This window comes from Acinetobacter sp. MF4640 (assembly GCF_002018895.1).
Lineage (GTDB): Bacteria > Pseudomonadota > Gammaproteobacteria > Pseudomonadales > Moraxellaceae > Acinetobacter > Acinetobacter johnsonii.
The window spans coordinates 1-25,186 of record NZ_MVOM01000004.1 but is presented as its reverse complement, the minus strand read 5'-3'; the positions used below and the strand labels follow the sequence as shown (position 1 = coordinate 25,186).

General features: G+C 43.4%; 23 protein-coding genes, 5 tRNA genes and 1 pseudogene. 10 read left to right on the top strand and 19 right to left on the bottom strand.

The annotated features are described in order from the left end of the window. Positions 1-6 precede the first annotated feature (6 nt). Entirely contained in the window at positions 7-405 is a 399-nt protein-coding gene (locus MF4640_RS02035; protein ID WP_078388531.1) for a Na+/H+ antiporter subunit G, read from the top strand. Between the two features lie 12 nt (positions 406-417). On the opposite strand, the gene MF4640_RS02030 is transcribed toward MF4640_RS02035, so the two are convergent. The 12 genes from MF4640_RS02030 to tpiA all read right to left on the bottom strand — a co-directional run bounded on the left by MF4640_RS02030 (position 418) and on the right by tpiA (position 8,392). Beyond that, entirely contained in the window at positions 418-1,059 is a 642-nt protein-coding gene (locus tag MF4640_RS02030; RefSeq protein ID WP_078388582.1) for a hypothetical protein, read from the bottom strand. Between the two features lie 84 nt (positions 1,060-1,143). Further along, entirely contained in the window at positions 1,144-1,548 is a 405-nt protein-coding gene (locus MF4640_RS02025) for a ribosome-binding factor A (protein WP_004978763.1), read from the bottom strand. Next, positions 1,548-4,247: a translation initiation factor IF-2 gene (gene infB / locus MF4640_RS02020; RefSeq protein WP_078388530.1), complete on the bottom strand. Its 2,700-nt coding sequence runs from the start codon at positions 4,245-4,247 to the stop codon at positions 1,548-1,550. The genes MF4640_RS02025 and infB overlap by 1 nt, the downstream gene beginning before the upstream one ends. A 9-nt stretch (positions 4,248-4,256) precedes the next feature. Next, entirely contained in the window at positions 4,257-5,741 is a 1,485-nt protein-coding gene (nusA, locus tag MF4640_RS02015) for a transcription termination factor NusA (protein WP_004692706.1), read from the bottom strand. 39 nt (positions 5,742-5,780) lie between these two features. Beyond that, complete coding sequence (gene rimP, locus MF4640_RS02010) at positions 5,781-6,305, bottom strand: ribosome maturation factor RimP (RefSeq protein ID WP_004692708.1); 525 nt, start codon at positions 6,303-6,305, stop codon at positions 5,781-5,783. Positions 6,306-6,533: 228 nt separating this feature from the next. Continuing rightward, positions 6,534-6,610 (bottom strand) — tRNA-Met (locus MF4640_RS02005). Positions 6,611-6,699: 89 nt separating this feature from the next. Beyond that, positions 6,700-6,776 (bottom strand) — tRNA-Met (locus MF4640_RS02000). 67 nt (positions 6,777-6,843) lie between these two features. Beyond that, a tRNA-Met gene (locus tag MF4640_RS01995) sits at positions 6,844-6,920 on the bottom strand. A gap of 73 nt (positions 6,921-6,993) precedes the next feature. After that, positions 6,994-7,070 (bottom strand) — tRNA-Met (locus tag MF4640_RS01990). Between the two features lie 49 nt (positions 7,071-7,119). Beyond that, positions 7,120-7,204 (bottom strand) — tRNA-Leu (locus MF4640_RS01985). A gap of 53 nt (positions 7,205-7,257) precedes the next feature. Further along, on the bottom strand, positions 7,258-7,587 hold the full coding sequence (secG, locus tag MF4640_RS01980; protein ID WP_078388529.1) for a preprotein translocase subunit SecG: 330 nt from the start codon (positions 7,585-7,587) through the stop codon (positions 7,258-7,260). Positions 7,588-7,600: 13 nt separating this feature from the next. After that, complete coding sequence (gene tpiA / locus MF4640_RS01975) at positions 7,601-8,392, bottom strand: triose-phosphate isomerase (protein WP_010325769.1); 792 nt, start codon at positions 8,390-8,392, stop codon at positions 7,601-7,603. Between the two features lie 279 nt (positions 8,393-8,671). Here tpiA and pilB point away from each other — a divergent pair, with 279 nt between their 5' ends. From pilB to coaE, 4 genes are read left to right on the top strand one after another with little or no spacing between them, the layout of a single operon-like run. Further along, complete coding sequence (pilB, locus tag MF4640_RS01970; RefSeq protein ID WP_078388528.1) at positions 8,672-10,390, top strand: type IV-A pilus assembly ATPase PilB; 1,719 nt, start codon at positions 8,672-8,674, stop codon at positions 10,388-10,390. A gap of 30 nt (positions 10,391-10,420) precedes the next feature. Beyond that, entirely contained in the window at positions 10,421-11,647 is a 1,227-nt protein-coding gene (locus MF4640_RS01965) for a type II secretion system F family protein (RefSeq protein ID WP_004692713.1), read from the top strand. After that, the gene (locus MF4640_RS01960; protein WP_078388527.1) at positions 11,647-12,507 is read left to right on the top strand and encodes a prepilin peptidase; all 861 of its coding nucleotides are present in this window, start codon (positions 11,647-11,649) and stop codon (positions 12,505-12,507) included. Before MF4640_RS01965 ends, MF4640_RS01960 begins: the two co-directional genes overlap by 1 nt. A gap of 6 nt (positions 12,508-12,513) precedes the next feature. Further along, positions 12,514-13,113 carry a dephospho-CoA kinase gene (gene coaE, locus MF4640_RS01955; RefSeq protein ID WP_078388526.1) on the top strand — a complete coding sequence of 200 codons (600 nt, stop codon included), beginning with the start codon at positions 12,514-12,516 and terminating at the stop codon, positions 13,111-13,113. A gap of 13 nt (positions 13,114-13,126) precedes the next feature. Here the strand turns inward: coaE and MF4640_RS01950 are convergent, their stop codons facing one another. The 3 genes from MF4640_RS01950 to MF4640_RS01940 all read right to left on the bottom strand — a co-directional run bounded on the left by MF4640_RS01950 (position 13,127) and on the right by MF4640_RS01940 (position 15,291). After that, positions 13,127-14,044: a DMT family transporter gene (locus tag MF4640_RS01950; RefSeq protein WP_171263837.1), complete on the bottom strand. Its 918-nt coding sequence runs from the start codon at positions 14,042-14,044 to the stop codon at positions 13,127-13,129. 31 nt (positions 14,045-14,075) lie between these two features. After that, the gene (gene rlmB / locus MF4640_RS01945) at positions 14,076-14,825 is read right to left on the bottom strand and encodes a 23S rRNA (guanosine(2251)-2'-O)-methyltransferase RlmB (RefSeq protein WP_004692717.1); all 750 of its coding nucleotides are present in this window, start codon (positions 14,823-14,825) and stop codon (positions 14,076-14,078) included. A gap of 142 nt (positions 14,826-14,967) precedes the next feature. Further along, complete coding sequence (locus MF4640_RS01940) at positions 14,968-15,291, bottom strand: pyrimidine/purine nucleoside phosphorylase (RefSeq protein WP_078388524.1); 324 nt, start codon at positions 15,289-15,291, stop codon at positions 14,968-14,970. Positions 15,292-15,681: 390 nt separating this feature from the next. Here MF4640_RS01940 and recN point away from each other — a divergent pair, with 390 nt between their 5' ends. From recN to ruvX, 3 genes are all read left to right on the top strand, one after another. Then, entirely contained in the window at positions 15,682-17,343 is a 1,662-nt protein-coding gene (gene recN, locus MF4640_RS01930; RefSeq protein WP_078388522.1) for a DNA repair protein RecN, read from the top strand. A 112-nt stretch (positions 17,344-17,455) separates the two neighbouring features. Continuing rightward, positions 17,456-18,010: a YqgE/AlgH family protein gene (locus tag MF4640_RS01925; protein WP_004692720.1), complete on the top strand. Its 555-nt coding sequence runs from the start codon at positions 17,456-17,458 to the stop codon at positions 18,008-18,010. Then, entirely contained in the window at positions 18,003-18,446 is a 444-nt protein-coding gene (ruvX, locus tag MF4640_RS01920) for a Holliday junction resolvase RuvX (protein ID WP_004978741.1), read from the top strand. The genes MF4640_RS01925 and ruvX overlap by 8 nt, the downstream gene beginning before the upstream one ends. 124 nt (positions 18,447-18,570) lie before the next feature. Here the strand turns inward: ruvX and MF4640_RS01915 are convergent, their stop codons facing one another. From MF4640_RS01915 to MF4640_RS01905, 3 genes are read right to left on the bottom strand one after another with little or no spacing between them, the layout of a single operon-like run. Further along, entirely contained in the window at positions 18,571-19,578 is a 1,008-nt protein-coding gene (locus MF4640_RS01915) for an HlyD family secretion protein (protein ID WP_010325761.1), read from the bottom strand. A gap of 35 nt (positions 19,579-19,613) precedes the next feature. After that, entirely contained in the window at positions 19,614-19,820 is a 207-nt protein-coding gene (locus MF4640_RS01910) for a DUF1656 domain-containing protein (protein ID WP_004692723.1), read from the bottom strand. 2 nt (positions 19,821-19,822) lie between these two features. After that, entirely contained in the window at positions 19,823-21,904 is a 2,082-nt protein-coding gene (locus MF4640_RS01905; protein WP_078388521.1) for an FUSC family protein, read from the bottom strand. A gap of 447 nt (positions 21,905-22,351) precedes the next feature. On the opposite strand from MF4640_RS01905, the gene MF4640_RS01900 reads away from it, so the two are divergent. Continuing rightward, a complete protein-coding gene (locus MF4640_RS01900; protein ID WP_004692725.1) occupies positions 22,352-23,122 on the top strand; it encodes an IclR family transcriptional regulator in 771 nt (256 codons plus the stop codon). Positions 23,123-23,128: 6 nt separating this feature from the next. Here MF4640_RS01900 and MF4640_RS01895 read toward each other — a convergent pair whose 3' ends face one another. Beyond that, positions 23,129-23,761 (bottom strand): alpha-ketoglutarate-dependent dioxygenase AlkB family protein, encoded by a 633-nt coding sequence (locus tag MF4640_RS01895; protein WP_078388520.1) that lies wholly within the window; start codon positions 23,759-23,761, stop codon positions 23,129-23,131. 128 nt (positions 23,762-23,889) lie between these two features. On the opposite strand from MF4640_RS01895, the pseudogene MF4640_RS01890 reads away from it, so the two are divergent. Further along, positions 23,890-25,065: pseudogene (locus tag MF4640_RS01890) on the top strand (ABC transporter transmembrane domain-containing protein); the annotation flags it as partial. Positions 25,066-25,186 lie beyond the last annotated feature (121 nt).

The following is a 25,186-nucleotide window of genomic DNA, read 5'->3' as shown; positions in this document are numbered from 1 at the left end:
AGATCGATGCAACTTACGATGGAAATTTTAGTCTCCATTTTTCTCATGATCGGTACTTTCTTCATGCTGGTCGGAGGAATTGGAATGGTGCGTCTGCCCGATTTATTCATGCGCCTGCATGCCCCAACCAAGTCCAGCACCTTAGGCTTAGGGAGCTTCTTGATCGCCGGAATGATCTATTCTGCATTCCAAGGACGCTTTGGTTTTGCTGAGCTGTTATTAACACTGTTTGCCTTCTTAACCGCACCCGTATCGGCGAATTTGATGGCGCAAGCGGCGCTACATTTGCGCTTACGCTCGCTAAGTGGTGACGTTCCAGAAGCACTCAACCGTCCACTACCTTGGCAACGTACTCGTCGCAGAGCTTTTAGCAATAAGCATGAAGACACTGAACATCGTCTTTAAACGTTTGTATCCTTAAGGATATAAAAATAAATACATTTCTAGCGCTTCGGCACTGATATGGTGTTGTTGCGCTAATTGATGCATCTGTATATTGTACTGATTATAGTGTTCAAACTTATTGGATGGTGTCACCTCAATTAAATTCACTAGTGTTGCCGGACAAGTCAGTCTAATTAAGGCTCTAGCCACTCGAATATCAAAAATTAAACAATAGTCCGAATGGTCCAAAGCACGAGTTGAAAAATAGAGCAATTTAGAAATATAGCTAATATTCAAACCATTAATTAACTTCAATGTTCTATAGGCTTGTTGAATATTCTTCCTTTTTACATGCGTGAACGCCAACTCCATGAGCTCCATATTCTCTGAAGTATAATATTTATTCGTCCTAAATGTACCATAACCAATATCAGCAAAACCCCAAATCATCGTCAGTACAAAAGGTAACTCCACACTAACTTTGCAATCAAAATAATCCCTAAAACATTTAATGACCTGTTCTCTTGAAATATCATCATCACAATAGTCCTTTGTAATACTTTTCAAGTTCTGATCCAAACTCAGCCATCGAGTAGAATTATACTTAAATTTAGATTCTCTCAACGGATCCAGACTCCGGATCTCTAATAATTGAGGCTCGCTCAGATACAACATTTTTAAAATCTCCATCTATTTTTATCTATATACAATTATAAAAAAAGCCACCCGAAGGTGGCTTTTTGATTCAGTTAGACTGAATTATTCATCATCTTTGTTTGCTTCGTCAGCGGGTAAATCCTTCACTGCTTCAGCAATCAGGCCAAACATATAGTTACCATATGCATTGGTTTTATCGTAATGGAAACGCAAACGCGGTGTAATACGTGTCTTAATACGACGGCCGAGTTCGTGACGCAAGAAACCAGATGCTTTGTTCAGCACATCTAGCGTTTCTTTATTGGCTGCTTCACTTTGCTCATCGCCAAGCTCACGGCCCATCACAGTCACATATACTTCAGCATAACCTAAGTCTGGACTAACCTTCACCGCAGAGATGGTCACGAGACCACCTAAGCGTGGATCTTTCAACTCTTGGCGAATTAGTTCAGACAACTCACGTTGTACTGTATCCGCCATGCGCTTAAGACGTTGACTACCCGCCATTAAAGACTCCGTTTGATCAATTGAACATCATAGACTTCGATCTTGTCTTTTTCTTTGATGTCTTTATAACCTTTAACCGCAAGACCACATTCCATACCTGCACGAACTTCTTCAACCACTTCTTTATAGCGACGAAGTGACTCAAGCTCACCTTGGAACACAACCACGTCATCACGAAGGATACGAATTGGTTTATTGCGATGTAACATACCCTCAAGTACCATACAGCCTGCTGCTGCACCAAACTTACTTGAGTGGAACACTTCACGTACTTCAGCCACACCCAGAATTGTTTCACGGTGTTCTGGAGCAAGCTTACCGCTCATCGCTGCTTTCACATCATCAATCAATTGATAGATGATTGAGTAGTAACGAATATCGATGCCGTCAGCATCCGCTTTTTGACGCGCTGCGTTATCCGCACGTACGTTAAAGCCAAGAAGAACTGCTTCAGAAGATTCAGCTAGTGTCACGTCAGATTCAGTGATCGCACCAACACCTGAGCCAATGATACGAACTTTAACTTCGTCTGTTGCAAGGTCAGCAAGAGCAACATGTAATGCTTCCAATGTACCACGTACATCAGTTTTCAATACCACATTGACGATAGGCACATCTTTCTTGCCCATAGACGCCATGATATTTTCAAGACGCATTGCACTTTGACGCTCAAGACGTTTTTGACGTTCACGATCCATACGCGCATCAGCAACTTCACGTGCTTTCTTCTCATCGCTTACAACAAGAACTTCATCACCCGCCATTGGCGCTTCAGGTAGACCTAAAATTTCAACTGGAATCGAAGGACCTGCAGATTGAATACGTTTACCGTTTTCATCTGTCATTGCACGAACGCGACCGTAAGATGCACCCGCAAGAACCAGGTCACCTACTTTCAATGTACCGTTTTGAACAAGGATAGACGTTACCGCACCACGGCTGTTGTCTACACGTGCTTCAATCACGACACCTTGTGCAGCACCCTCTTCAGATGCTTTCAATTCAAGCAATTCAGCTTGGATTGAAATCAAATCTAGAAGCTCATCGATACCTTGACCAGAATGTGCTGAAACCATTGCAACAGGTACATCACCGCCCCATTGTTCTGGCACGATTTCTTTTACTGTCAATTCGTTCAATACGCGATCTGGATCAGCCGATTCTTTATCCATTTTGTTGATTGCAACAATAATTGGTGTACCAGCTGCACGTGCATGATCAATTGCTTCCGCAGTTTGTGGCATAACACCATCATCTGCTGCTACAACAAGAACCACGATATCAGTCGCTTTCGCACCACGTGAACGCATTGCAGTAAATGCAGCATGTCCAGGGGTATCAAGGAAAGTGATCATACCTTTGTTAGTTGTAACGTGGTACGCACCGATATGCTGTGTGATACCACCCGCTTCACCAGCTGCAACTTTCGCACGACGAATACGATCAAGAAGCGATGTTTTACCATGGTCAACGTGCCCCATGATGGTCACCACTGGTGCACGTGTAGATTGAGCACCACGCGCGCCTTCAGCTGCTTCAAGTAAGTTATCTTCAGCTTGCGTATCCGATACAAGAACAGGGTTATGACCCATTTCTTCTACGATCAATGCAGCAATTTCTTGCTCAATCGCTTGGTTCTGAGTAACCAGCTCACCCATTTTCATGAGTGATTTAATTACTTCACGTACTTTAATCGCCATTTTTGCTGCAAGATCTGCAACAACAATAGTTTCGCCAATTTCAACATCATAAACTTGTTTCTTAACTGGTTTTTCAAAACCATGTTTACCAGCCTGACTTGTTTTCAGACCACGTTTAGGTTGCTTGCTGAAACTTTGCTCTTCCTGACCACGACGACCACCTTTTTTCGGTGCACGTGTACTTGGTGTATTGGTACCACGTTTGATGTCACGGTCTTCTTTCGCAAATGAATCTTCATATGCTTGGCCAACTAGACCCGCAGCAAGTGGAGAATCATCCACAACACGAATGGTCGCAGTTGCATCTTCGTTAGAATACTTAGATGCCATTTGACGCATTTGTTCAAGTGTACGTTGCTGCGCTTCTTCAGCTGCCTTACGACGTGCTGCTTCTTCGGTCGCTTTTAATTGAGCGGCTTGAGCTTCACGTGCTTTTTTCTGTTCAGGTGTTTCAACAACTTTAACTTGTGCTTTAACCACAGGCTTATTGTTTGATTTACGCTTCACAACTACCGCAGCTTTCGCAACTTCTTGCTTCGTCGTTTCTTGCTTTGCAGCAGCACGCATTGCTTCAAAGTTTGCAGCTGCTTTATTTACTGCTGGAGTTTCAGCTTTAGGTTCAACCATAGCTTGAACGTTCGCACGAGCTTGTTGCTCAGCTTGCGCTTTTGCCAAAGCTTCCGCTTTAATTTGTTCTGGATCTGGCTTGGTAAATGTATGTTTCTTGCGAACTTCTACATTAATCGTTTTTGCCTTACCTGAAGTACTCGCTACTTTAGCGGTACTGGTCGTTTTACGTTTCAACGTGATTTTTCCTGCCTGACCATCGTTTTGACCATGAATTTTCTTCAAATGGTGCACGAGGGCATCTTGTTGTTCAGTAGAGATTATATCGTCCGATTTACGCTGTGGTAAACCAGCATCACGAACCTGCTCTAGGAGCTTCTCAACAGGGCGGTTCACACTGAGAGCTAACTCTTGTATCGTCTTATCCGTCATGTAGATCTCCTAGTTAAACCATGATTCGCGCGCTTTCATAATAAGTTGACCCGCTTTCTCTGTACCTAGACCTTCAATATCAGCAATATCGTCAGTCGCTTGGTCAGCCAAGTCATCAATTGTGATGACACCACGTGCTGCAAGTGCATAAGCAATCTCTTGCGTCATCCCTTCCATTGCAACGAGTTCCGCGCTTGGATCTTGGATGTTTTCTTGCTGCTGTAATGCATCAGCCAATGCAACTTCTTTGGCACGACTTTGAAGTAATTCAACAACTTCAGCATCTAGCTCGATTTCGTCAAATGTTTCAGCTGGAACATAAGCAATCTCTTCTAAAGAAGTAAAGCCCATTTCAACCAATGCCATTGCCAAATCTTCTTCAATATCTAGACGCGATACAAATAGGTCTAAGTATTGTTGTGCTTCATTTTGCTGACGAGCATGATACTCATCTTCAAGCATCATGTTGAGTTTGTAGCCTGTAAGTTCAGAGGCTAAACGTACGTTTTGACCTTGTGAACCAATCGCACGCGCTAATTGATCGCTAGTTGCGAAAATAATGTCCGCTGTACGTTCTTCTTCATCAATCACAATACCCGATACATCTGCTGGCTCTAAAGCACTTGCAATGTACTGTGCAGGATCATCAGACCATACAACAACATCAATACGCTCACCGTTCAATTCTTGCTGAACTGCTTGGATACGTGTACCACGCATACCAATACATGCACCCACTGGATCAATACGATGATCATTGGTTTTCACAGCAATTTTAGCACGAACACCAGGTTGACGCGCTGCCGCTTTAATCTCAATGATTTCTTCAGAAATTTCAGGAATTTCTTTCTTCATCAAAGCGATGAGCATTTCAGGCTTGGCACGTGACAATTGTAGTTGAGCACCACGACCTTCACGATTCACATTGAACAAAATCGCATTTACACGTTGCTTCGGACGCAAAATTTCTTTTGCAATCATTTCTTCACGTGCAAGATACGCTTCAGCATTGTCACCTAAGTCAATGATAAAGCCATCTTTGGTTTGCTTTTTCACTTCACCGTAGATCAACTCACCCACTTTAGACTCGTAGGCATCTGCAATCAGCGCACGTTCAGCTTCGCGAATCTTTTGAACAATGACTTGTTTTGCAATTTGCGCCGCAATACGACCGAAGTCAATTGAAGGCACTTCAAGCTCACGAATATCACCAATCGACCATTGTGCAGGATCAACATCTGAAATCGCATCTTGACATGCTGGCATCTCATGATCTTCATCCGCAACCACTTCCCATTGACGGAAAGTGCTGTATTCACCCGTTTTACGATCAATCTCTACACGAAGCTGAGCTTCTTCAGAGTTTGTTCCTTCGTAAAATTTCTTTTTAGTCGCAGCAACAAGCGCTTGTTCTAAGGCTTCGAAAATCGCTTCACGAGGTACACCTTTTTCATTACTAACCGTTTCAACTACGGTAAGAATTTCACGTGCCATAAGCCACCTATTCGTTCAGATTCTTATTTATTAAATGAATTAATCTTGATAGACCAAATTGGCTTTATCAATATTATTACTATCGATTTCAAGCACCTGTTGCTTTTCCACTTCGACTTGAATCATTTCAGCTTCAAGATCCACAGCAACCAATTTAGCTTGGAATTTACGACGGTTATCGACCGCACTGATCAAACGGAAAGCGATCTGTTGACCAATATATGCAGGTAATTGTTCAAGTTGGAAAAATGGACGATCCCAACCTGGAGATGACACTTCAAGTGCATATTCACCTGAAATTGGATCATGGACATCCATCATTGCGCCGACTTGCTGAGTCACGCGTACACAGTCTTGTACGCCGATGCCACGGCCCTGCTCTTCTTCACCATCTTCATTGATGATGGGTTCTGCATTTTCGTCGACAGCTTTGTCGATATAAATGCGCAATAAAGAACGTTTTCCTTGAGGAAGGAATTCAATTCCCCAAAGATCAACACCACAGGCTTGCACTGCAGGAGCAATTAAGTCTTGGAGTGCTTGAGTTTTATTTGATAGCTTCATTTACTCTCGTCATTTTTGTGCGATTCAATGGCCGAAACAGACCACTACAAGCCGATACAAACTATAGTAGTAGTGGAACATGACACTTTGACTTTCACCGTATCCGGCTCACATCGACACTACACGATAGCCAATAAAAAAGGGCGTAATCGCCCCAATTATTGCACAGAAAATTAATATCCACTGTGCAAAAAGGCCCACCTTGTTGTGAGCCTCTTTTTAGAAACTTGGTAGCGGGAGCTGGATTTGAACCAACGACCTTCGGGTTATGAGCCCGACGAGCTACCAGACTGCTCCATCCCGCATCAACGTGCAAAAATTATATACAAATATGAACTATTTTTCAATCTAAATACTTCGTACTTGCTCTGATTTAGTTGCACCTAAATCAAATTGGTAGCGGGAGCTGGATTTGAACCAACGACCTTCGGGTTATGAGCCCGACGAGCTACCAGACTGCTCCATCCCGCAACAAAATGCAATTTTTTTCAGCTTAATAACTTAAACTGCTTATTTTAGTTTGCATCTAAAATAAGATTGGTAGCGGGAGCTGGATTTGAACCAACGACCTTCGGGTTATGAGCCCGACGAGCTACCAGACTGCTCCATCCCGCAACAAAATGCAAAAATATTCTTAACTTAATCTCTTAAGTTACTCACTTTAGTTTGCTTCTAAAATAAGATTGATTGGTAGCGGGAGCTGGATTTGAACCAACGACCTTCGGGTTATGAGCCCGACGAGCTACCAGACTGCTCCATCCCGCATCAACAGAATTTGCTGCATACACCAACTTAATCTTCTGGATTCATAAGTTGGTGCGGAAGGGGGGACTTGAACCCCCACGCCCGAAAGCACTACCACCTCAAGGTAGCGTGTCTACCAATTCCACCACCACCGCAGCTGTGACGCATTCTAGTAGCATCGTCACAAAAAAGAAAGGACTAATTCCAATTATTCGCTTGTTTTAGGTGCAGCTGGCGAAGTTTCATTCGATTGTGCAGGTGCAGAACTTGTCGTTTGCACTGACTTTAAGCTATAGGCATCTGTGGTTTGCTTTTTGGCAAACACAGCAAGTGACAAACTGGTGATAAAAAACAAGGCCGTCAAAACCGCAGTCAATCGGGTCAAGAAATTACCTGAACCTGATGCACCAAATACAGTTGCAGCACCGCCACCACCAAAAGAAGCACCAGCATCTGCACCTTTACCATGCTGAACCAAAATCAGCACGATCATCAACACAGCTAAGATAATATGTACTACCAGCACAAAAGTTTGCATGCTGAACTCCTAATTATTTTGTATTTGCAAATGCTTCGACAATTTTATAAAACGACGTTGCATTTAAAGATGCCCCACCGACGAGTGCACCATTGATATCTGGACAGGCCGCTAACTCTACTGCATTTTCAGCTTTTACACTACCACCATATAAAATGGCCATGTTCGCGCCATGACTGGTAATTTGCGTGAGGCCTTCACGGATTTTAGCATGCATGGTTTGCGCGTCTTCTGGTGAAGCAGTTTTTCCTGTACCAATGGCCCAAATCGGCTCGTAGGCAATCACAATATGAGGCCACTGCTCTGCCGTTACCACACTGGCTAAATCGCAAATTTGTTGTAAAACCACTACTTCTGCCTGACCCGATTCACGCTGTTCTAAGCTTTCACCGACACAGTAAATGACTTTTAAACCTGCATTTAAGGCATTTTGGGCTTTCGCATTTAAAATTGCTGCACTTTCAGCAAAATATTCACGACGTTCTGAGTGACCAATTAAAACATATTCGATTTGACTATCTTTAAGCAGCTCTGCGCTCACTTCACCGGTATATGCACCCATGTTGCCAAAACGCGATACGTCTTGCGCTACAGTAAAAACTGAACGTGTAGCATTCGCCAATTCAGCCTGCGTTGACGTCAAAGCCAGCGTCACAGGCGCAAGCCCAATATTACATTTTTCTTCTGCTATTTCATTCTCTTGCAAGAGCTGTTTAAATTCTTGAAGCAATTGCTTGGCATCTGCCTGCATTGGGTTCATCTTCCAATTGCCGACAACCCATGGCTTAATCGTCGAACCCGACATACAGCACCCTATTCAAAACAGTTCATTAAAACGGCCTCATTCTACACGGTATTTATTTTTCAAAGATAGTTTTCTTCTAGAATTTCTTCGGCAATCAAAATAATACGAATGAAAATAAAGACATCTTTTTGTAAAAAAATCGCCTGCTATCACGACCAGTTCATGCTTTTAAGCGATATTAAGGTAGTGACAACACTTTCAGATATGGTATTTTTGTGCAACAAAAGTATAATTTTACGATACCAATTATAAACAATTGAGAAGTTAAGGATCTGGGGAATGTCAGTATCAAATGGTTTGCCTAAGTTCACAGGCTTCATTCGACGCTTAGTCGAAGACGGACGCATGACTGCTGAAAATATGCAGCAGGCAATGCTCTCTGCAAAAAAAGCTCAGCAAGACATCGTTCCTTATCTGATTGAAAATCATAAACTCTCCCCACAAATGATCGCTGAAACGATTTCTTTAGAGTTTGGCGAGCCCGTTTTTGACTTAAGTGTCTATGATTCTGCACAAGTTCTACGGGATCTGGTCGAAGACAAACTCATCACCAAGCATCGTGTGTTGCCGATTTACCGTCGTGGCAATATCCTTTATATCGCCACCAGCAATCCAACCAATATGGATGCGATGGACGCGATTCGCTTCAATTCTAAAATGAACGTCGAAGCAATCATTGTTGAACATCCTCAGCTTGAGAAATTGATTGAGCAACACTTTACTAAAGCAGATAACTTTGAGTTCGAAGATGAAGATATTGATCTAGATTTAGACTTAGAACAAGACCCTCAAAACTCAAATGATGACGATGATGACTCACCTCAAGGGGATGAAGCACCGATCGTTAAATACATCAATAAATTACTGATCGATGCGATTCGTATGGGCGCCTCAGACTTACACTTTGAACCTTATGAAAAATCGTATCGTGTTCGTTATCGTGTAGATGGTGTTCTGCGTCATATTGCCAGTCCACCACTTCAACTGGCAACTCGTCTTGCCTCTCGTTTGAAAGTCATGTCACAAATGGACATTTCTGAAAAGCGCGTCCCGCAAGATGGCCGGATTAAATTAAAGCTATCGAAAAGTAAAGCCATTGACTTTCGTGTCAACTCACTTCCAACCTTATTTGGTGAAAAACTGGTTTTGCGTATTCTCGACCCATCTAGTGCTATGCTGGGGATTGATGCTTTAGGTTATGAACCAGAGCAAAAAGAGCTGTTTATGCAGGCTTTAGACAAACCACAAGGTATGCTGCTAATTACTGGCCCGACGGGTTCAGGGAAAACGGTGTCGCTGTATACAGGTTTGAATATTCTAAATAAAGAAGACACCAATATCTCAACTGCGGAAGATCCCGTTGAGATTAACTTAGAAGGGGTTAATCAAGTCAACGTGAACAATAAAGTTGGACTGACCTTTTCTGCAGCACTAAAGTCCTTCTTACGTCAAGATCCAGATATTGTGATGGTGGGTGAGATCCGTGACCTAGAAACGGCTGAAATTGCAATTAAAGCCGCACAGACAGGTCACATGGTCATGTCGACTCTCCACACCAATAGCGCACCTGAAACCCTGACACGCCTCCGTAATATGGGGGTTCAGTCTTTTAACATTGCAACATCGGTCAATTTGGTGATTGCGCAACGTTTGGCACGCCGTTTATGTAGCCAATGCAAAGTCGCTGCCGACATTCCCGAACAAAGTTTGCTCGAAATGGGTTTCACTTCAACAGATATCAAAGACCCAAACTTCAAAATTTATCAACCAGGGGGATGTGCTGAGTGCCGTGAAGGCTATAAAGGACGTGTTGGTATTTATGAAGTCATGAAAGTCACGCCAGAAATTTCAAAAATTATTATGGAAGATGGCAATGCCTTGCAGATTGCGGAAGCATCTGCAAAATTAGGATTTAACAATTTACGTCGCTCAGGTTTACTCAAGGTTATGCAGGGGGTCACTTCCTTACAAGAAATGAATCGTGTAACCAGTGAATAGTTGAAATATTGAAAGAATAAGGATAAATGCATGGCTGTCAAAAAAGCACAGATGATGCCAACCTTCAATTATGAAGGGATTGATCGCAAAGGGGCAAAAATTAAAGGGGAATTGCCTGCACGTAATCTCGCCCTCGCCAAAGTTACTTTGCGCAAACAAGGGATTACTATCAAGAGTATTCGAGAAAAGAAAAAGAATATTCTTGAAGGAATAATGAAGAAAAAAGTGACGACACTGGACATCACGATTTTCACCCGACAGCTCGCAACCATGATGAAAGCGGGTGTACCACTGGTTCAAGGTTTTGAAATTGTGGCTGAAGGCCTAGAAAACCCATCTATGCGTGAAGTTGTCCTCGGCATTAAAGGTGAAGTTGAAGGCGGTAATACCTTTGCGGGAGCACTCAAAAAATATCCGCAATATTTCGACAACTTATTCTGTTCATTAGTTGAATCAGGCGAACAATCAGGTGCGCTTGAGACCATGCTGGACCGTGTCGCGGTCTATAAAGAAAAAAGTGAATTGTTAAAGCAAAAAATTAAAAAAGCCATGAAGTACCCAGCAACCGTGGTTGTGGTTGCGGTGATCGTGACCATTATTTTGATGGTCAAAGTTGTCCCTGTGTTCCAAGATTTATTCAGCTCCTTTGGTGCGGATTTACCTGCATTCACTAAAATGGTGGTAAATATGTCTGAATGGATGCAGAAATACTGGTTCATTTTGATTATTGTCGTTGGTGTTGTGATTACCGCTTTACTCGAAACCAAAAAGCGTAGTAAAAAGTTTCGTGACATGTTGGATAAAGCTGCACTGAAAGCCCCGATTTTTGGTGATTTAGTCTATAAAGCAATTATCGCGCGCTATAGCCGCACCCTGTCTACCACCTTTGCTGCGGGTGTACCCTTAATTGATGCCCTCGAATCTACCGCGGGTGCAACCAATAACGTAGTCTATGAAGAAGCTGTGATGAAGATCCGTGAAGATGTCGCAACAGGGCAACAACTTCAATTCGCGATGCGTGCCACCAATAAATTCCCATCAATGGCAGTACAAATGGTAGCGATTGGTGAAGAATCTGGTGCGCTCGATGCCATGCTGGATAAAGTTGCCACTCACTATGAAAACGAAGTCGATAATGCGGTGGATGGCTTAACTGCAATGATGGAGCCTCTCATCATGGCGGTCTTAGGTGTACTTGTGGGTGGCCTAGTGATTGCCATGTATCTACCAATCTTCCAAATGGGTTCTGTGGTTTAATGCAAGAAATAATTTCCTATCTGATCAATACTCCAATGGCGCTGTATTTCGCCGTTGGAGTTTTTAGTTTGTGCATCGGTAGTTTTCTGAATGTGGTGATCTATCGCACTCCAAAAATGATGGAACAAGAATGGCGTACCGATTGCCAACTTCTGCTTCATCCTGAGCAGCCAATTATTGATGAAACGAAGCTCACATTGAGTAAGCCTGCCTCAACCTGTCCAAAATGTAAAAGTGCCATACACTGGTATCAAAATATCCCTGTGATGAGTTGGTTCCTGCTACGAGGAAAGTGTGGCACTTGCCATAACCCGATCAGCATTCGCTACCCTGCGATTGAACTCCTGACCGCCATTTGTGCTTTGGTCGTGGTTGCAGTATTTGGCCCAACAATCCAAATGCTGTTCGGTCTCGTACTCACTTACATTTTAATCGCCTTAACTTTTATTGATTTTGACACTCAACTTTTACCTGATCGCTATACCCTCACCCTTGCAGCTCTGGGTTTAGGGGTCAATAGTTATGCGATTTACACCACACCGACAGTGGCCATTTGGGGTTACATCATTGGTTTCTTATGCTTATGGATTGTCTACTATCTGTTTAAGCTCATCACAGGCAAGGAAGGTATGGGTTATGGTGACTTTAAGTTACTTGCTGCTTTAGGCGCATGGATGGGTCCTTTGCTGCTGCCACTGATTGTGCTACTTTCTTCTTTCGTAGGCGCCATTATCGGTATCATCCTGCTCAAAGTGCGTAAAGAAAATCAGCCTTTTGCTTTTGGCCCATATATTGCCATCGCAGGATGGATTGCCTTTTTGTGGGGTGAGCAAATTATGAAAATATATTTAAGCAATTAAAATAATATGTCATTTATTTTAGGTCTGACAGGCGGGATTGGCAGTGGAAAATCTGCCGCAAGCCACTGGTTTGAACAACAAGGCATACAAGTGGTCGATGCCGATGTCGTTGCTCGAGAAATTGTTGCTATAGGTCAGCCTGCACTTCAGCAAATTCGAAGCAGCTTCGGCGAGTGGGCCTTAATGGACAATGGCGAACTGAATCGACGCGCTTTACGTGAACACATTTTTCAGGACCCGTCTGCCCGTAAGCAATTGGAAAAGATCACCCACCCTGCAATTCGTCAGTCCATCATGCAACAATTACAAGCTGCGACCAGCCCTTATGCGATTTTGGTTTCACCGCTACTTTTTGAAACCAATCAGCATGAGCTGACGCAGCATACGCTTCTGATCGATGCTTCAACTGATATCCAAATTCTCCGTGCTTCGCAGCGCGACCATCAAACCATTGAGCAAATTCAAACCATCATTGAAACGCAAATGTCCCGTGAACAAAAACAAGCGTTAGCTGATGATATTGTGGTAAATGATGGACACTTGGAACACTTATACGCACAGCTCAGACCGTTGCATTTAAAGTATTTGGCCCATTCAGAAGTCTAAAAAAAGCAGTCGATTATGACTGCTTTTTTTGTTGTGCGAGTTGGGCTTTCAAACTGTCCTGCCGTATCCAACGCCATGGCTGCAAGGCCCCGATCCCCATTCCTACAAGACCACATAAAATCGCAACACTCAAAGGCTCATTGAGCAAAGGAACCGCAATAATCGCAGCAATAAAAGGTGCCAAAGTCACAATACTGCCTGTTTTAAATGCCCCCAAACGCTTAATGGCTTCCACATAAGTGAGGGTCGCCACGATGACCACAAACACACCATGAAATACCACCTGAGCAATCAATTGCACAGGTTGCACATGCGCTAGGGTTTTGGGGAGGAATAAAACATAAATCGGCACAAAAATAATCGCAGCCCAAATCGCAACACCTGCCATGGAGTGCCATGCCGACAGTCTCCATTGTCTCAATAAAACGGTAAATGTTCCCCACAGCACAGCACTGAGGAAAAACAAGCCATCACCTAAACTAAAAGCAACACCTGTTTCTTGATACATCAACCCACTCATGGCCGTCAGTGCGAGCAACATAATACTGAGGCTAAGCCAAGTATGCCGGTCAAATGGTTGTCGAAATAAAAGATAACCCGCGACAGCTGTACAAAGTGGAATGCAGCCATTGAGAAAGATCGCAGCATGCGCCGCAGGCACATAATGAAAAGCACTATAAGCGGTGATGCAGTAACACACCCCTCCAATCATCGCCAAAATAAAAGGCTCTTTCTTCCACAAAAAGGCGGTATCTTTTTTATAGATCAAGATTGGCATTAAGATGCAAAACGCCAACAGAAAGCGTAAGGCGGTAATATCCCACGCACCAATGCCCCAATTGGCACTGAGCCGAGCTGTTAAGGTAAATCCCCCCCAAATACACATGGTGATGGCAATAAAGACATAGCCTTGTTTTTGAGAGGTCATCATTGGGCTTACATTGAATCAGAAATTAAAAAACTTAGACATTACGTTGACGGCATGCTTCATACAAAGCCATACCCGTTGCTACACTGACATTCAAACTTTGTAGATTGCCCGCCATCGGAATATAAACCGTTTGATCGCATTGAGACTGGGTAATTGGACGCAGACCAGTATCTTCAGCACCCATCACCACACATACAGCCGTTCCAGTAAAATCGAACTGTTGTAGCGGCAAGGCTTTTTCATCCAACATGGTACCGACCACACGCACATTAAACTCATCTTTAATTTGCGCTAAAGTCCGAGCCAAATTGGTCACTTGGATAAATTTGACTTTTTCAGCACCACCTGCCGCAACTTTGCGCGCGGTCGGGGTCAAACTTGCAGAACGATCACGAGGCACAATCACGGCCTCAACGCCCATTGCAGCCGCGGTACGGATACATGCGCCGAGGTTATGCGGATCGGTGACTTGGTCTAAACCCAGCAATAAACAATTTGGCGATTGTTTCAGTAAGGCTTCTAAATCTTTTTCATTGAAAACTGGATTAGGACGGACCGCAGCCACAACCCCTTGGTGAAATGGCAAGCCCGCCATTTTTTCTAATCGATCACGACCGGTTTGTTGTACGCTAATACCAAACGGTTCAGCCAACTCAAGCACACGCTTTAAACGCTGGTCATCACGCCCTTTTAAGGTAAAAAGTGTCAGTACACGTTCAGGTTCAAGTTCCAACAATGACTCCACCGAATGAACGCCATAGAAATATTCAGGTTTAGCCATGTAGGACCTCTAAAAGATAAATGACCATCGACACGATGTGCCAAAAATAAAAATCCTGTAAAGCTGACTTTACAGGATTGCTGTGCAACAGATAGTTTAACCGATTTCGCTTGAAATTACTTGGCGAGTGTCAGTTGAAAGCTTAACCTTCTAGATGGCACACGTAGTCCAATACGTCGTCAGTTTCAATTTTAAAACGACTATTGCCAGGCACATAAAAAGACTGACCTGCGCGGAACAATTCGCTCTCTTCGCTGTCTGCAATCTGCACACGACATTCGCCTGAAATAATTTCCATACGCTCTGGCACATGTGTTTCGAACGTCAATGCTTGCTCTGTCGGTAGAATGACACCTAAAGTTTTTTTGGTACCATCTTCAAACTGTACAGTATGGCTAATGCATAACCCGCCAAAATAAACATTGGATTTTTTAATGACAGAGACATGATCGAACTGAGTTGACATGCATACACTCCAGATAATGCGCATTTATAATCATATTGATGTGCTAGTTTAAAGATGTGCGATTAACTAATCAATCCATGTTTTATTCCATTCAATCAATATTTTGTTAAAGTCCGACCATCGTACAATTGCCTCAATTTCTAGCCCATTTTGGCTTGTTTTTTGCCCGTGCGTCGGTTCCCTGAGTCGTGCTCTTTCTGTATACACCGCATACCCACAAATTTGTGCTGTGTTTGCTATAACAGTCGGATTTAAAAAATCTGCTAGGTCGACTTTCAGATTCACGTTAAAATAAGCCGACTTTGCACAAAACGAATAGCGTTGCCGTCTTGTCGGCTGAATAAAACTTCACTATCTTAAACTAAAACTTTTCGCAGCTCGGATGCGTTTATGCTGACACATTTAACTTTAATTAATTTTGCTTTAGCCGATCACTTAGCACTTGATATCGATCAAGGTTTTAATGTCCTGACTGGGGAAACAGGTGCAGGCAAATCATTATTGCTAGATGCACTGTCCGCCTGTCTGGGAGAACGTACCGACACCAACTATGTCCGCTTCGGTTCAGACAAAGCTGATGTCACGGCTATTTTCAGCTATCAAGAGCATAGCCCTGAAGCCCTATGGTTAAAGGCACATGAGTTAGATGATGAGTCAGGCGAAATTCATTTAAGACGGGTTATTTTTGCCACTGGCCGCAGTAAAGCATGGATTAATGGTCGTCCGAGCAGCTTAGCTGAATTGAAAGAAATCGGGCGTTTGCTGGTACAGCTGTATAGTCAACACAGTCAACAACAGCTATTAGAGCCGCCTTATCCAAGACGCTGGTTAGACCTCTATCATAACTTCTACCCAGAAGCGCAAGCTGTGCGTGAAGCCTATAGCACATGGCAAAAAGACATTCGTCAGCACCAAGCAGCATTGGATGCTCAAGCCACGCGTAAACAGCGTATGGATACCTTGGGTTTACAATTAGAAGAACTCGAAGATGTGGTACAAATCGACTATAAAGAGATTGAACAAGAGTTCGACCGCTTGTCGCATCATGAAAATATCATGCAGGACTGTAGTTATGCCGTTACGGCCTTAGATGATGCTGAACAAAATATTAATCAAGAAATTTCCAGTATTATTCGCCGCTTAGAGTCACATGCAGGACGCAGTGAACAATTGGCTGAGATTCATACGTCTTTGCTGAATGCACAAAGTGAGCTTGACGATGCCACGGCCAATCTCCGTCAGTTTATTGACCGTCAAAGTTATGACCCAGAACGCATGGAAGAGTTGAACACCCAGCTTGAAATGTTCCACCGTTTTGCGCGTAAGTACCGCACGCAGCCAGAACACTTAAAACAAGAACATGAACTATGGCAATCTGAACTGGCACAACTCCATTTATTAGAAGATCCAGAAACACTTGCTGAGCAAGTTGAAGTCTCGCATCAGGACCTGTTAAATAAAGCCCAGCATCTCGATCAAATTCGTCGCGATGCAGCCGCACCCTTGGCAAAACATTTAACCGAACAGGTCAAACAATTGGCTCTGCCTGAAGCGCACTTTGAGTTTAAGTTTGAACCAATGGAGCAGGTTTCTAGTGAAGGCCTAAGTTTTATCCAATTGCTATTCACCGCCAACAAAGGCATCCCACCGCAACCTTTGGCCAAAGTTGCCTCAGGGGGTGAGTTGTCACGTATCGCGTTGGTGATGCAAGTGATGAATGCTGAAAAAACTGAAGCTGAAGTTTTAGTCTTCGATGAAATTGACGTCGGTATTAGTGGTGGCACAGCCGAAATTGTTGGTCGTCTCTTGGCCGACTTGGGTTCGCATGTGCAAATTCTGTGTATTACCCACCAAGCTCAAGTTGCAGCACAGTCCGACCAGCACTTGTTGGTGAAAAAACGTCAGACCGACCCTGCCAGTAGCACCATTTTAAACTTAGAAGAAGATGAGCGTATCGATGAGCTCGCACGCATGACAGGCGGCGTTGAAATCAATGACACTACACTACAACATGCCAAGCAATTACGTCAGTTGAAGTTTCAATCCGCCTAATTTATGTAGACTGGATCACAAAAAAAGATTTGGAGAAAGTGCATTAGTCTAGTAACGTGGTAGATAACAACATTTGACTAGAAGCATTTTAATTTCAAGGAGAAGCCTTTAGGTGAGCAAACAATATCTGACGCATCGCTGTCTCATTGCCCCACCCGATATGGCAGATGAAGTCTTTGCCCATACCGTGATTTATTTGGCCCGACACGATGAGGAAGGTGCTCAAGGCATCATCATCAACCGCCCTTCAGGACTTTCAGTCAAAGAACTGCTCAATGATCTTGAAATTGAAGCCGATCACGTCCGACCACACGATGTTCTCCAAGGTGGGCCTTTGCGTCCAGAAGCTGGCTTTGTCTTACATACGGGCCAGCCGACATGGCACTCTTCCATTGCAGTCGGCGAAAATATCTGTATCACCACGTCTAAAGATATTTTAGATGCGATTGCGCATAATGAAGGTGTGGGTCGCTATCAAATTGCTTTGGGTTATACCAGTTGGACCAAAAACCAATTGGAAGATGAGCTGTCTCGCGGTGATTGGTTAGTCTGCGATGCTGATATGGATTTGATTTTTAATATTCCTTATGACGACCGTTGGGACGCAGCCTATAAAAAGCTCGGGCTGGACCGAACCTGGTTGTCTTCTGAGATTGGACATGCCTGATTTAAACACACCCCAAATGATTATGGCATTTGATTTTGGTACACAAAAAATGGGCATGGCAGTCGGTCAAGCACTGATTGAAAGTGCAACGCCTTTGGCTTTGTTTCCGATGAAAGATGGCATCCCCAATTGGGATGAACTGCATAAAATTATTAAGCAATATCAACCCAATGTATTTTTAGTTGGTTTACCGCTGAATATGGATGATAGCGAGTCGGAATTATCTGCTCGAGCACGTAAGTTCGCACGTCGTTTACGTCATCAAACCAATATTGAAACATGGATGGTGGATGAACGCTTAAGTACTCGTGCAGCCCGTGATGAGCTGAGCCATTACCATGCGCAAGGCCGAGGCAAAAAAGTTTCTGCTGATAGTCTTGCCGCAACATTATTTATTGAAAGTTGGTATCGCAATCCTGAAGGTCTAACACCTTAAGTAAGCCTTTCTTAAAACAGATGACATGGTTTTTATGACTGGAGTCGGATCTCAACACATCAAATAGCGTTCAAAAAAAAGCATCCTCATTGGATGCTTTTTTTTGAACTGAACAGAGGTCAATTTAGTGCTGTGACTCGGTAATATGTACCGTTACGGTTCGCCCCGCGACAAAGGCCAATTCATTTTTCGGAATATCATCCAGTGCAATTTTCACAGGAACGCGCTGCGCTAAACGTACCCAACTAAAGGTTGGATTTACATTGGCCAACAAACCTGTACTTGTAGTTCGTTCACGATCTTCAATACCTGAAGCAATCCCCTGCACATGTCCTTTTAAGATGTTTGAGTCGCCCATCAACTGTACAGTCGCAGGTGCACCGAGATAAATTTTATTTAACTTAGTTTCTTCAAAATAACCGACCACATAAAGCTGCGAGCGATCTAATAATGCCGCTACCGCTTGTCCCACTTTGACATAATTCCCTGCTTTCATCTCAAAATTAGACAGTGTGCCATCGGCTGGTGCTAGGACTTCGGAACGGTTCAAGTTTAATTCAGCCAAATGTAAATTACTGGTGGCTACATCGATTAACGCCTGTTGCTGCGCAATATTGGCTTTGGCCTGCTGAATCGCCGCTTGCATTTGTTCATGTTCGGCATGTGATTGATCTCGTACGGCAAACATCTGATCTTGTTCTTGCTTTGATATAGCACCATCCATCAAATTGGCATAGCGTTCTGCATTTTTATCGGCCAAGTGACTATTGGCTTGTGATTTGGTCAAATTGGCTTTGCTTTGAAATAGCTCCGCTTCGGCAGCAGCCAAACTGGCTTTAGCTTTAGCCAAGTCTGATTTGGCTTGTTCCACATCAAGCGCCTGACGCGCCACATCAATTTTAAACAGCACCTGCCCTTGTTTGACGCTTTGATTATCGTGCACTAAAACTTCCGTGACTAAGCCTGATACATCGGAAGACACTTGAATCACATCGCCACGAACCCGCCCATCACGTGTCCACGGTTCAGCATTATAATAATGCCAAAGATGCACGAGTACCGCGATCGCGATACCCGCAATCAGCACTAAAGTGATGGGACGGCTCAGTTTACGCCAATCAAAGGATGCCATTTCTTTTACCTCATTCATTTCAATCAGATGTGCGCTTAGGCAAAGCTCACGATAAAACCCCAATGGACTACGCCAAGCACAGTAATGTAGAGGCATAAATAAAAAATACTGGGTAAAAAAATCCAGCCTTTGTCGACCCAAGGATCGGTCACCCGCATGAGTAACCGTAATACGATGTAGGCCAATACCGCCTGAATGACCAAAACTGGCACATACACACCATAGATATTAAGTTCACCCATCGTTATGCTCCCAGCAAACGGACTTGAGACATTTCGTCCCATGTCGCATGACAGAGACTGCTTTGAATATTATTCAGTGAAACTTGCAAACGCCGAGCAATGCTTAGGTCTTGCAGCTGTATAAGCTCGGCCTGAATGATCTGAATTTTGTCCAAAATGTGTTGTCTGACCTGTAGGTCGCTATGGTCTAATTCTTTAGCGTGAAAATAAGCATCCATTTGGCTTTGTAGTTCTTGTAGATGCAGCGTGATAGAGGCCTGCATAGGCATTTTTTCAATCAGTTCTTGCACCCGAGTTAAATCAATCACTGCACTGGATTCAATCAGGGCCAAATTGATTTTTTGCTTCAAGCGATCGGACTGTACTAACTTGGTATTCAGTACGCCTATCCGATCCAACATACTGCGCAAATGCACTCTAAATTCCACCCCATAAGGCAAGTAAAGCGCTTGTCGTATCGCTTTATAATGTAAAGACAAGATTCGCTTGGCAGTAATATCCGGCGACATCGCACGCACCAAGTGAATCACATAGACAGAAATGATGGGGCCAAGCACCGTCCCAATCGATGCATCAAAAAACATCACTTGATCAAGGTGATAACGGTTTTGCAGGTTTAAGCCCATGACCACACCCATTATCAAAGGTAGCGCTAAACCTGTGAGTGGTGGATGTAAAAACAGCATCAGACAGTACATACAAAAAGGGGCCAGCACCACAGCCAACATCCAAAAAGCACTAATGTGCGGAAAGATGCCATAAGCATAAATAAAGACAATAATCGCCGCATATAGACTGGCACGGATAAAGATTTTTAAGGCAGGAACAGGATTGTCCATGCTGGTCAGAATACAGGCACAAATAGCGGCCATCTCTGCCATCATAAAACCCGCTTTCCAACCACTGACAATCCAAAAGCCAGTCGCCACAAGCACCACAATAAAAGCTGAAATGCCGCCACGCACGGCTACGCCATGATCTCGATGTAAGTTGGGATAGTTTGTACTAATCGGGGTCACGATTGCGGGTAAGTTGTCATCCCCCTGTTGGATACGCTGCCAAATCAACTTAATAGCACGTATATTTTGGGTGAAATGACGCACATCCATTTTTAAACTGGCCAACATGACTTGCTGCTGTGGCAAGGCACTATCAAACACGGCTTGAAAACTCGACTCAAACTGCTCAGGTAGCTGGTTTAAGTCCTGCTCTAAAATGACCTGATCACTTTGTAAAAATTTTACAATCTGTGCGTGCGCCTTTTCTAAAGCTGGACGGTAGCGTGAGTCAATGTGATCTAACTGCTGAATTCGCTCGGCCATGGCCACCAAGTTTGTCACCAACATACTGAGTTGATGCAGCATTTCTTGGAGCGGTTTGGTCATGCCCTGCAAGGTCGATTTTTCATAGCTCAAGTGCACGGCCATCACATGAATATCGGCAATATCCCGCGTGATATGACTAAGCGTAGTGCTGTAATTAATGGCCTTAACATCATCTGTCAGAATCTGATCAAAAACCGCTCGGGTGTCTTGAAAAGTCTGTGAAACACGGGTTTTGACTACGGGACCAATATGCATGGGAAACAGTACAGCATTCACCACTGTACTACACAGTACTCCCACCGTGATTTCAATACAGCGACCAATTGCCATATCAAACATGGAAGTGGTTTCAATGTTATAGACAATGTTGTAGCAAATAATGACCGTGGTATAACCCGCCAACATAAAAATATAGCTACGCGGCGTCCGATCCAACAATGAAAAATATAGACAAAACCCGACCCATGTGGCTAAAAATAATGTGAACAATTCTGGAGCGTTGATCAGGTTTGGCGTGGCTGCAATCGAAACGATTGCTCCCAACAATGTTCCCAACACCCGATAAAGACTTTTTGAGGAGGTCATACCCGCATATGGGTTTGCGATGACGAAGACCGTTCCAATCGCCCAAATGGGATAAGCCAAATCTAAAGAAAATGCGACATAAAGTGAAAGCATGCCTGCCAAAAAGGTTTTCGTCGCAAAAATCCAGTCCAATTTATTTGGACGGAATGCGAGTAACTGTTTGGTGAGGAACATAAATTCATCTCTAAATGCGCTGAATGACAACATTTAAACAACTCTTCAACACAGCATTGCTCAGACAAACAGCATCACTTCGTCCTCACCTCATGCGAAGACGGATGAAAAAATAATTCAATCAATGAAGTCTTTTACAGACATGGTCAAAGACAGCGCCATGTTGAAAGGAAAGAAAATAGCTCAACAAATAACAAAAGCATTATTCATTAAAAGACATTTATAATGATAATTTTTCCAAAAATATGAATTTTTGTCAATTAAAATATCTCAATATGATAATTCACATATTTTTAAGATCATATTTCACCCTTTTTATTGCGTTGTAAATGCTGATAAAAGTCCCCGAATGCCATGCGTCCAGAACGAAAGCCATGTCGAGTCTAGGGTTTTTGTTATATAGTAACTGTCGTTCAAATGGCATTTATTTTGACTAAGTAGGTTCTTATGGCACTTTCAAGTTTCGGTAAAATTCTCACTGTCTTAGACCTCTTTTCTGTGTCACGCCCGATTATCAATGTCGATATCATCAGTGCCGAACTGGGGCTATCACAGCCCACCAGTTATCGTTATTTAAAGGAATTGGTATCCGCAGGACTTTTACAGCGCTTAAGCGGAACCAGCGGCGACTATACTTTAGGCTCTCAAATTGCTGTGTTGGACTATATCTCTCGAACGACAGACCCGCTCTTACAAATCAGCATTCCTTTTATGCAAGACATCGTTGAGCGAACGGAGTTTTGCTGTATCCTCACCCAGCTCAATGCAGAACACTGTATTGACCTATATGGTGAAGTCTTTAAAGACCTTGAGTTATTTTCTTATGGGCGTGGTTGCCCACGTCCCGTGTATTTGGGTTCATCGCCTAAAGTGGTGATTTCACAGCTCAGCAAAGCTAAAATTATTGAATATTATCAAAAATTTTCGGCTCAGCTGGCCGAGGTCAATTTTGCCGCGAGCCAAGATGAATTTTTACAGAAAATGAAAGCCATTAAGAAACAGGGCTACTATTTTTCAAATGGCGAGTTTGATCCCAACCTTGCCAGTCTGTCTGTACCTGTCAAATTTTCACCCAAAGATACACCGTTGGCACTGACCTTATTGGCTTCGAAAAACCGGTTTGAATTTGTCGATCTAAAAAAAATGGTCGAAATATTAAGACATAGCGCCTTACAGATCGAACAGAAATGCCATCTATTGCATAATATTGAGGCTTAACTCAACTTAGCTTTGAGGCGCTGGATAGAAATAGCGAAAGGTTAAATTCAGACGCGGCTCAGTGATTTTGCTGGATTTCATCAAAGCATGTTTCCAGTAGCGCTGGGTCTGTCCACGCATCACGATCAATTGCCCGCTGTGCAACATCAGCTCGATTTTTTCCTGTTTAAACTTGTGCTTAAAGCAAAACTTACGGGTTGCACCAAAACTGAGTGAGGCAATCACCACATTTTCTTGCTGCGGCGAACGTAGTGAAGGCTCATCATCACTATGCCAGCCCACGGCTTGGCTGCCATTTTCATATAAATTGGCTAGGCATGAGTTAAATGGATGTCCCACCAATTGCTCAATATGTTGTTTTAAACGAAACAAAGCGGGATGCCATAACAGTGCTTGCTTAGCGCTACCCGAATAGTGATATTGGTACTCGGCATCGCCATACCACACCACTTTTCGTTCCGTGACATAACGTTTGCCATACAGTACGACTTCGTCAGGTTGCCATGCCAAATGTGCTAAAAAATAATCCAAATATTTCGCACTTTGCTCCGCAGTTAAAATCAAGCCCAAGTCCTGCACCTGCCCATCGAATGGCAGCAAGTTTGCTTGCGGTTCAGGACTAAACAGATCTAAGGTCATGACTTTTCCTCCTCTGCAAACAGTTTAACTGAATTCAGAACGACACAAATCAAAACAAAGTCACAGCTTGTCGCCTAGCATCCTTATGCATACACTCATGTGAACTTTCACAATAAAAAGAAGCATGTATGAACCTTTGGCAGTTGTTTCAAAAGCTTCGCCCCTTTGTCCGTCCCTATCGGATATTGGTGATTGCGACCTTGATCCTGACGCTGATTGGTTCCTTCACTGCTCAGGTCAATGCTCTGACTTTGCAATATGCCGTCGACAGTATCAACCGTCTGGTCGAACAAGGCCAAGGACTGACCGAAGGCCTACACATTTTGATTACCATTTCTGTGATTTTACTCAGTAAAGAAATCATCAGTGCCTTGGTGCAGTTTGGTCAAAAGTTTTATGGAGAAAAGCTCCGCATACTAGTATCTCAAGACTTGGCGCAAAGTATTATCGAAAAATTTCTCAGCTACCGTTTGGCCTTTTTTAATGCCGATCAGAACCAAGCAGGTAAACTACAAACACGGATTGACCGTGGTATTGGCTCACTCACCCGTCTGGTACAAATCTTTTTTATCGATATTTTGCCACTTTTTAGCAGTGCCATTGTGGCACTGGGGTTGATGTACTATGCCAATGTCTATGTCGGTTTAGTCGCGACCAGCATTATCCCAATTTACTTTTGGCTGACCTTTCAACAAGCAAAGAAATTGGGGGGATGGCGGCGCAACCTTCGTGATGGCCGTGAAAAAAAGAGCCAAGGCATTCTCAGTATTATCCAGTCGATTAGCGTGATTAAGTCCTTTAACCGAGAGTCCATTGAGTCGACTAAACAACTGAAACTGCAAAAAGCACTGACCGATAACCAAATGCAAACGCGTCAGCTCAGCTTTTTATTTGATGGCTTAAAGACCTTTATTGAACAAATCGGGATTGTGTTGATCATCATCCTCACGGCGTACTTTGTGCTCGATGGGCAAATGAGCATCGGTATGATCATGTTTCATATTTTGCTGTTTAATAATGTCTCCGCACCGATTCGCTCGTTGCACCGTATTTATGATGAAGTGAATGATGCAATGATTTATGCGGAAAGCTTTTTTAAGATTTTAGAAGCCGATGACGAAATCGAGCAAAGTGGTGCGCTCAAACCCACAATTCAAGGAAAATTCAGCCTAAAGAATGTCGATTTTTTCTACCCCAATGGTCATCACGCATTAAAGCAAATCAACATGGAAATTCGACCCAACAAAATCACGGCTTTGGTGGGCTTATCTGGTGCAGGAAAATCCACTTTAATTAGGTGTTTAGTCCCAGATTTTAATGGTGCAATATTCTCAGATAAATGGAAGGAAGCACTATGGGACAAGTTCTACACAGCAGCGCCACAACGACACAGGCAGTGCGTCGAGCAATACAAAATAGTCAAGA

Coding starts and splice junctions, on each gene's coding strand:
- MF4640_RS02035 (WP_078388531.1), top strand. CDS start 7: ATGCAACTTACGATGGAAATTTTAGTCTCCATTTTTCTCATGATCGGT.
- MF4640_RS02030 (WP_078388582.1), bottom strand. CDS start 1,059: ATGTTGTATCTGAGCGAGCCTCAATTATTAGAGATCCGGAGTCTGGAT.
- MF4640_RS02025 (WP_004978763.1), bottom strand. CDS start 1,548: ATGGCGGGTAGTCAACGTCTTAAGCGCATGGCGGATACAGTACAACGT.
- infB (WP_078388530.1), bottom strand. CDS start 4,247: ATGACGGATAAGACGATACAAGAGTTAGCTCTCAGTGTGAACCGCCCT.
- nusA (WP_004692706.1), bottom strand. CDS start 5,741: ATGGCACGTGAAATTCTTACCGTAGTTGAAACGGTTAGTAATGAAAAA.
- rimP (WP_004692708.1), bottom strand. CDS start 6,305: ATGAAGCTATCAAATAAAACTCAAGCACTCCAAGACTTAATTGCTCCT.
- secG (WP_078388529.1), bottom strand. CDS start 7,587: ATGCAAACTTTTGTGCTGGTAGTACATATTATCTTAGCTGTGTTGATG.
- tpiA (WP_010325769.1), bottom strand. CDS start 8,392: ATGTCGGGTTCGACGATTAAGCCATGGGTTGTCGGCAATTGGAAGATG.
- pilB (WP_078388528.1), top strand. CDS start 8,672: ATGTCAGTATCAAATGGTTTGCCTAAGTTCACAGGCTTCATTCGACGC.
- MF4640_RS01965 (WP_004692713.1), top strand. CDS start 10,421: ATGGCTGTCAAAAAAGCACAGATGATGCCAACCTTCAATTATGAAGGG.
- MF4640_RS01960 (WP_078388527.1), top strand. CDS start 11,647: ATGCAAGAAATAATTTCCTATCTGATCAATACTCCAATGGCGCTGTAT.
- coaE (WP_078388526.1), top strand. CDS start 12,514: ATGTCATTTATTTTAGGTCTGACAGGCGGGATTGGCAGTGGAAAATCT.
- MF4640_RS01950 (WP_171263837.1), bottom strand. CDS start 14,044: ATGATGACCTCTCAAAAACAAGGCTATGTCTTTATTGCCATCACCATG.
- rlmB (WP_004692717.1), bottom strand. CDS start 14,825: ATGGCTAAACCTGAATATTTCTATGGCGTTCATTCGGTGGAGTCATTG.
- MF4640_RS01940 (WP_078388524.1), bottom strand. CDS start 15,291: ATGTCAACTCAGTTCGATCATGTCTCTGTCATTAAAAAATCCAATGTT.
- recN (WP_078388522.1), top strand. CDS start 15,682: ATGCTGACACATTTAACTTTAATTAATTTTGCTTTAGCCGATCACTTA.
- ruvX (WP_004978741.1), top strand. CDS start 18,003: ATGCCTGATTTAAACACACCCCAAATGATTATGGCATTTGATTTTGGT.
- MF4640_RS01915 (WP_010325761.1), bottom strand. CDS start 19,578: ATGGCATCCTTTGATTGGCGTAAACTGAGCCGTCCCATCACTTTAGTG.
- MF4640_RS01910 (WP_004692723.1), bottom strand. CDS start 19,820: ATGGGTGAACTTAATATCTATGGTGTGTATGTGCCAGTTTTGGTCATT.
- MF4640_RS01905 (WP_078388521.1), bottom strand. CDS start 21,904: ATGTTCCTCACCAAACAGTTACTCGCATTCCGTCCAAATAAATTGGAC.
- MF4640_RS01900 (WP_004692725.1), top strand. CDS start 22,352: ATGGCACTTTCAAGTTTCGGTAAAATTCTCACTGTCTTAGACCTCTTT.
- MF4640_RS01895 (WP_078388520.1), bottom strand. CDS start 23,761: ATGACCTTAGATCTGTTTAGTCCTGAACCGCAAGCAAACTTGCTGCCA.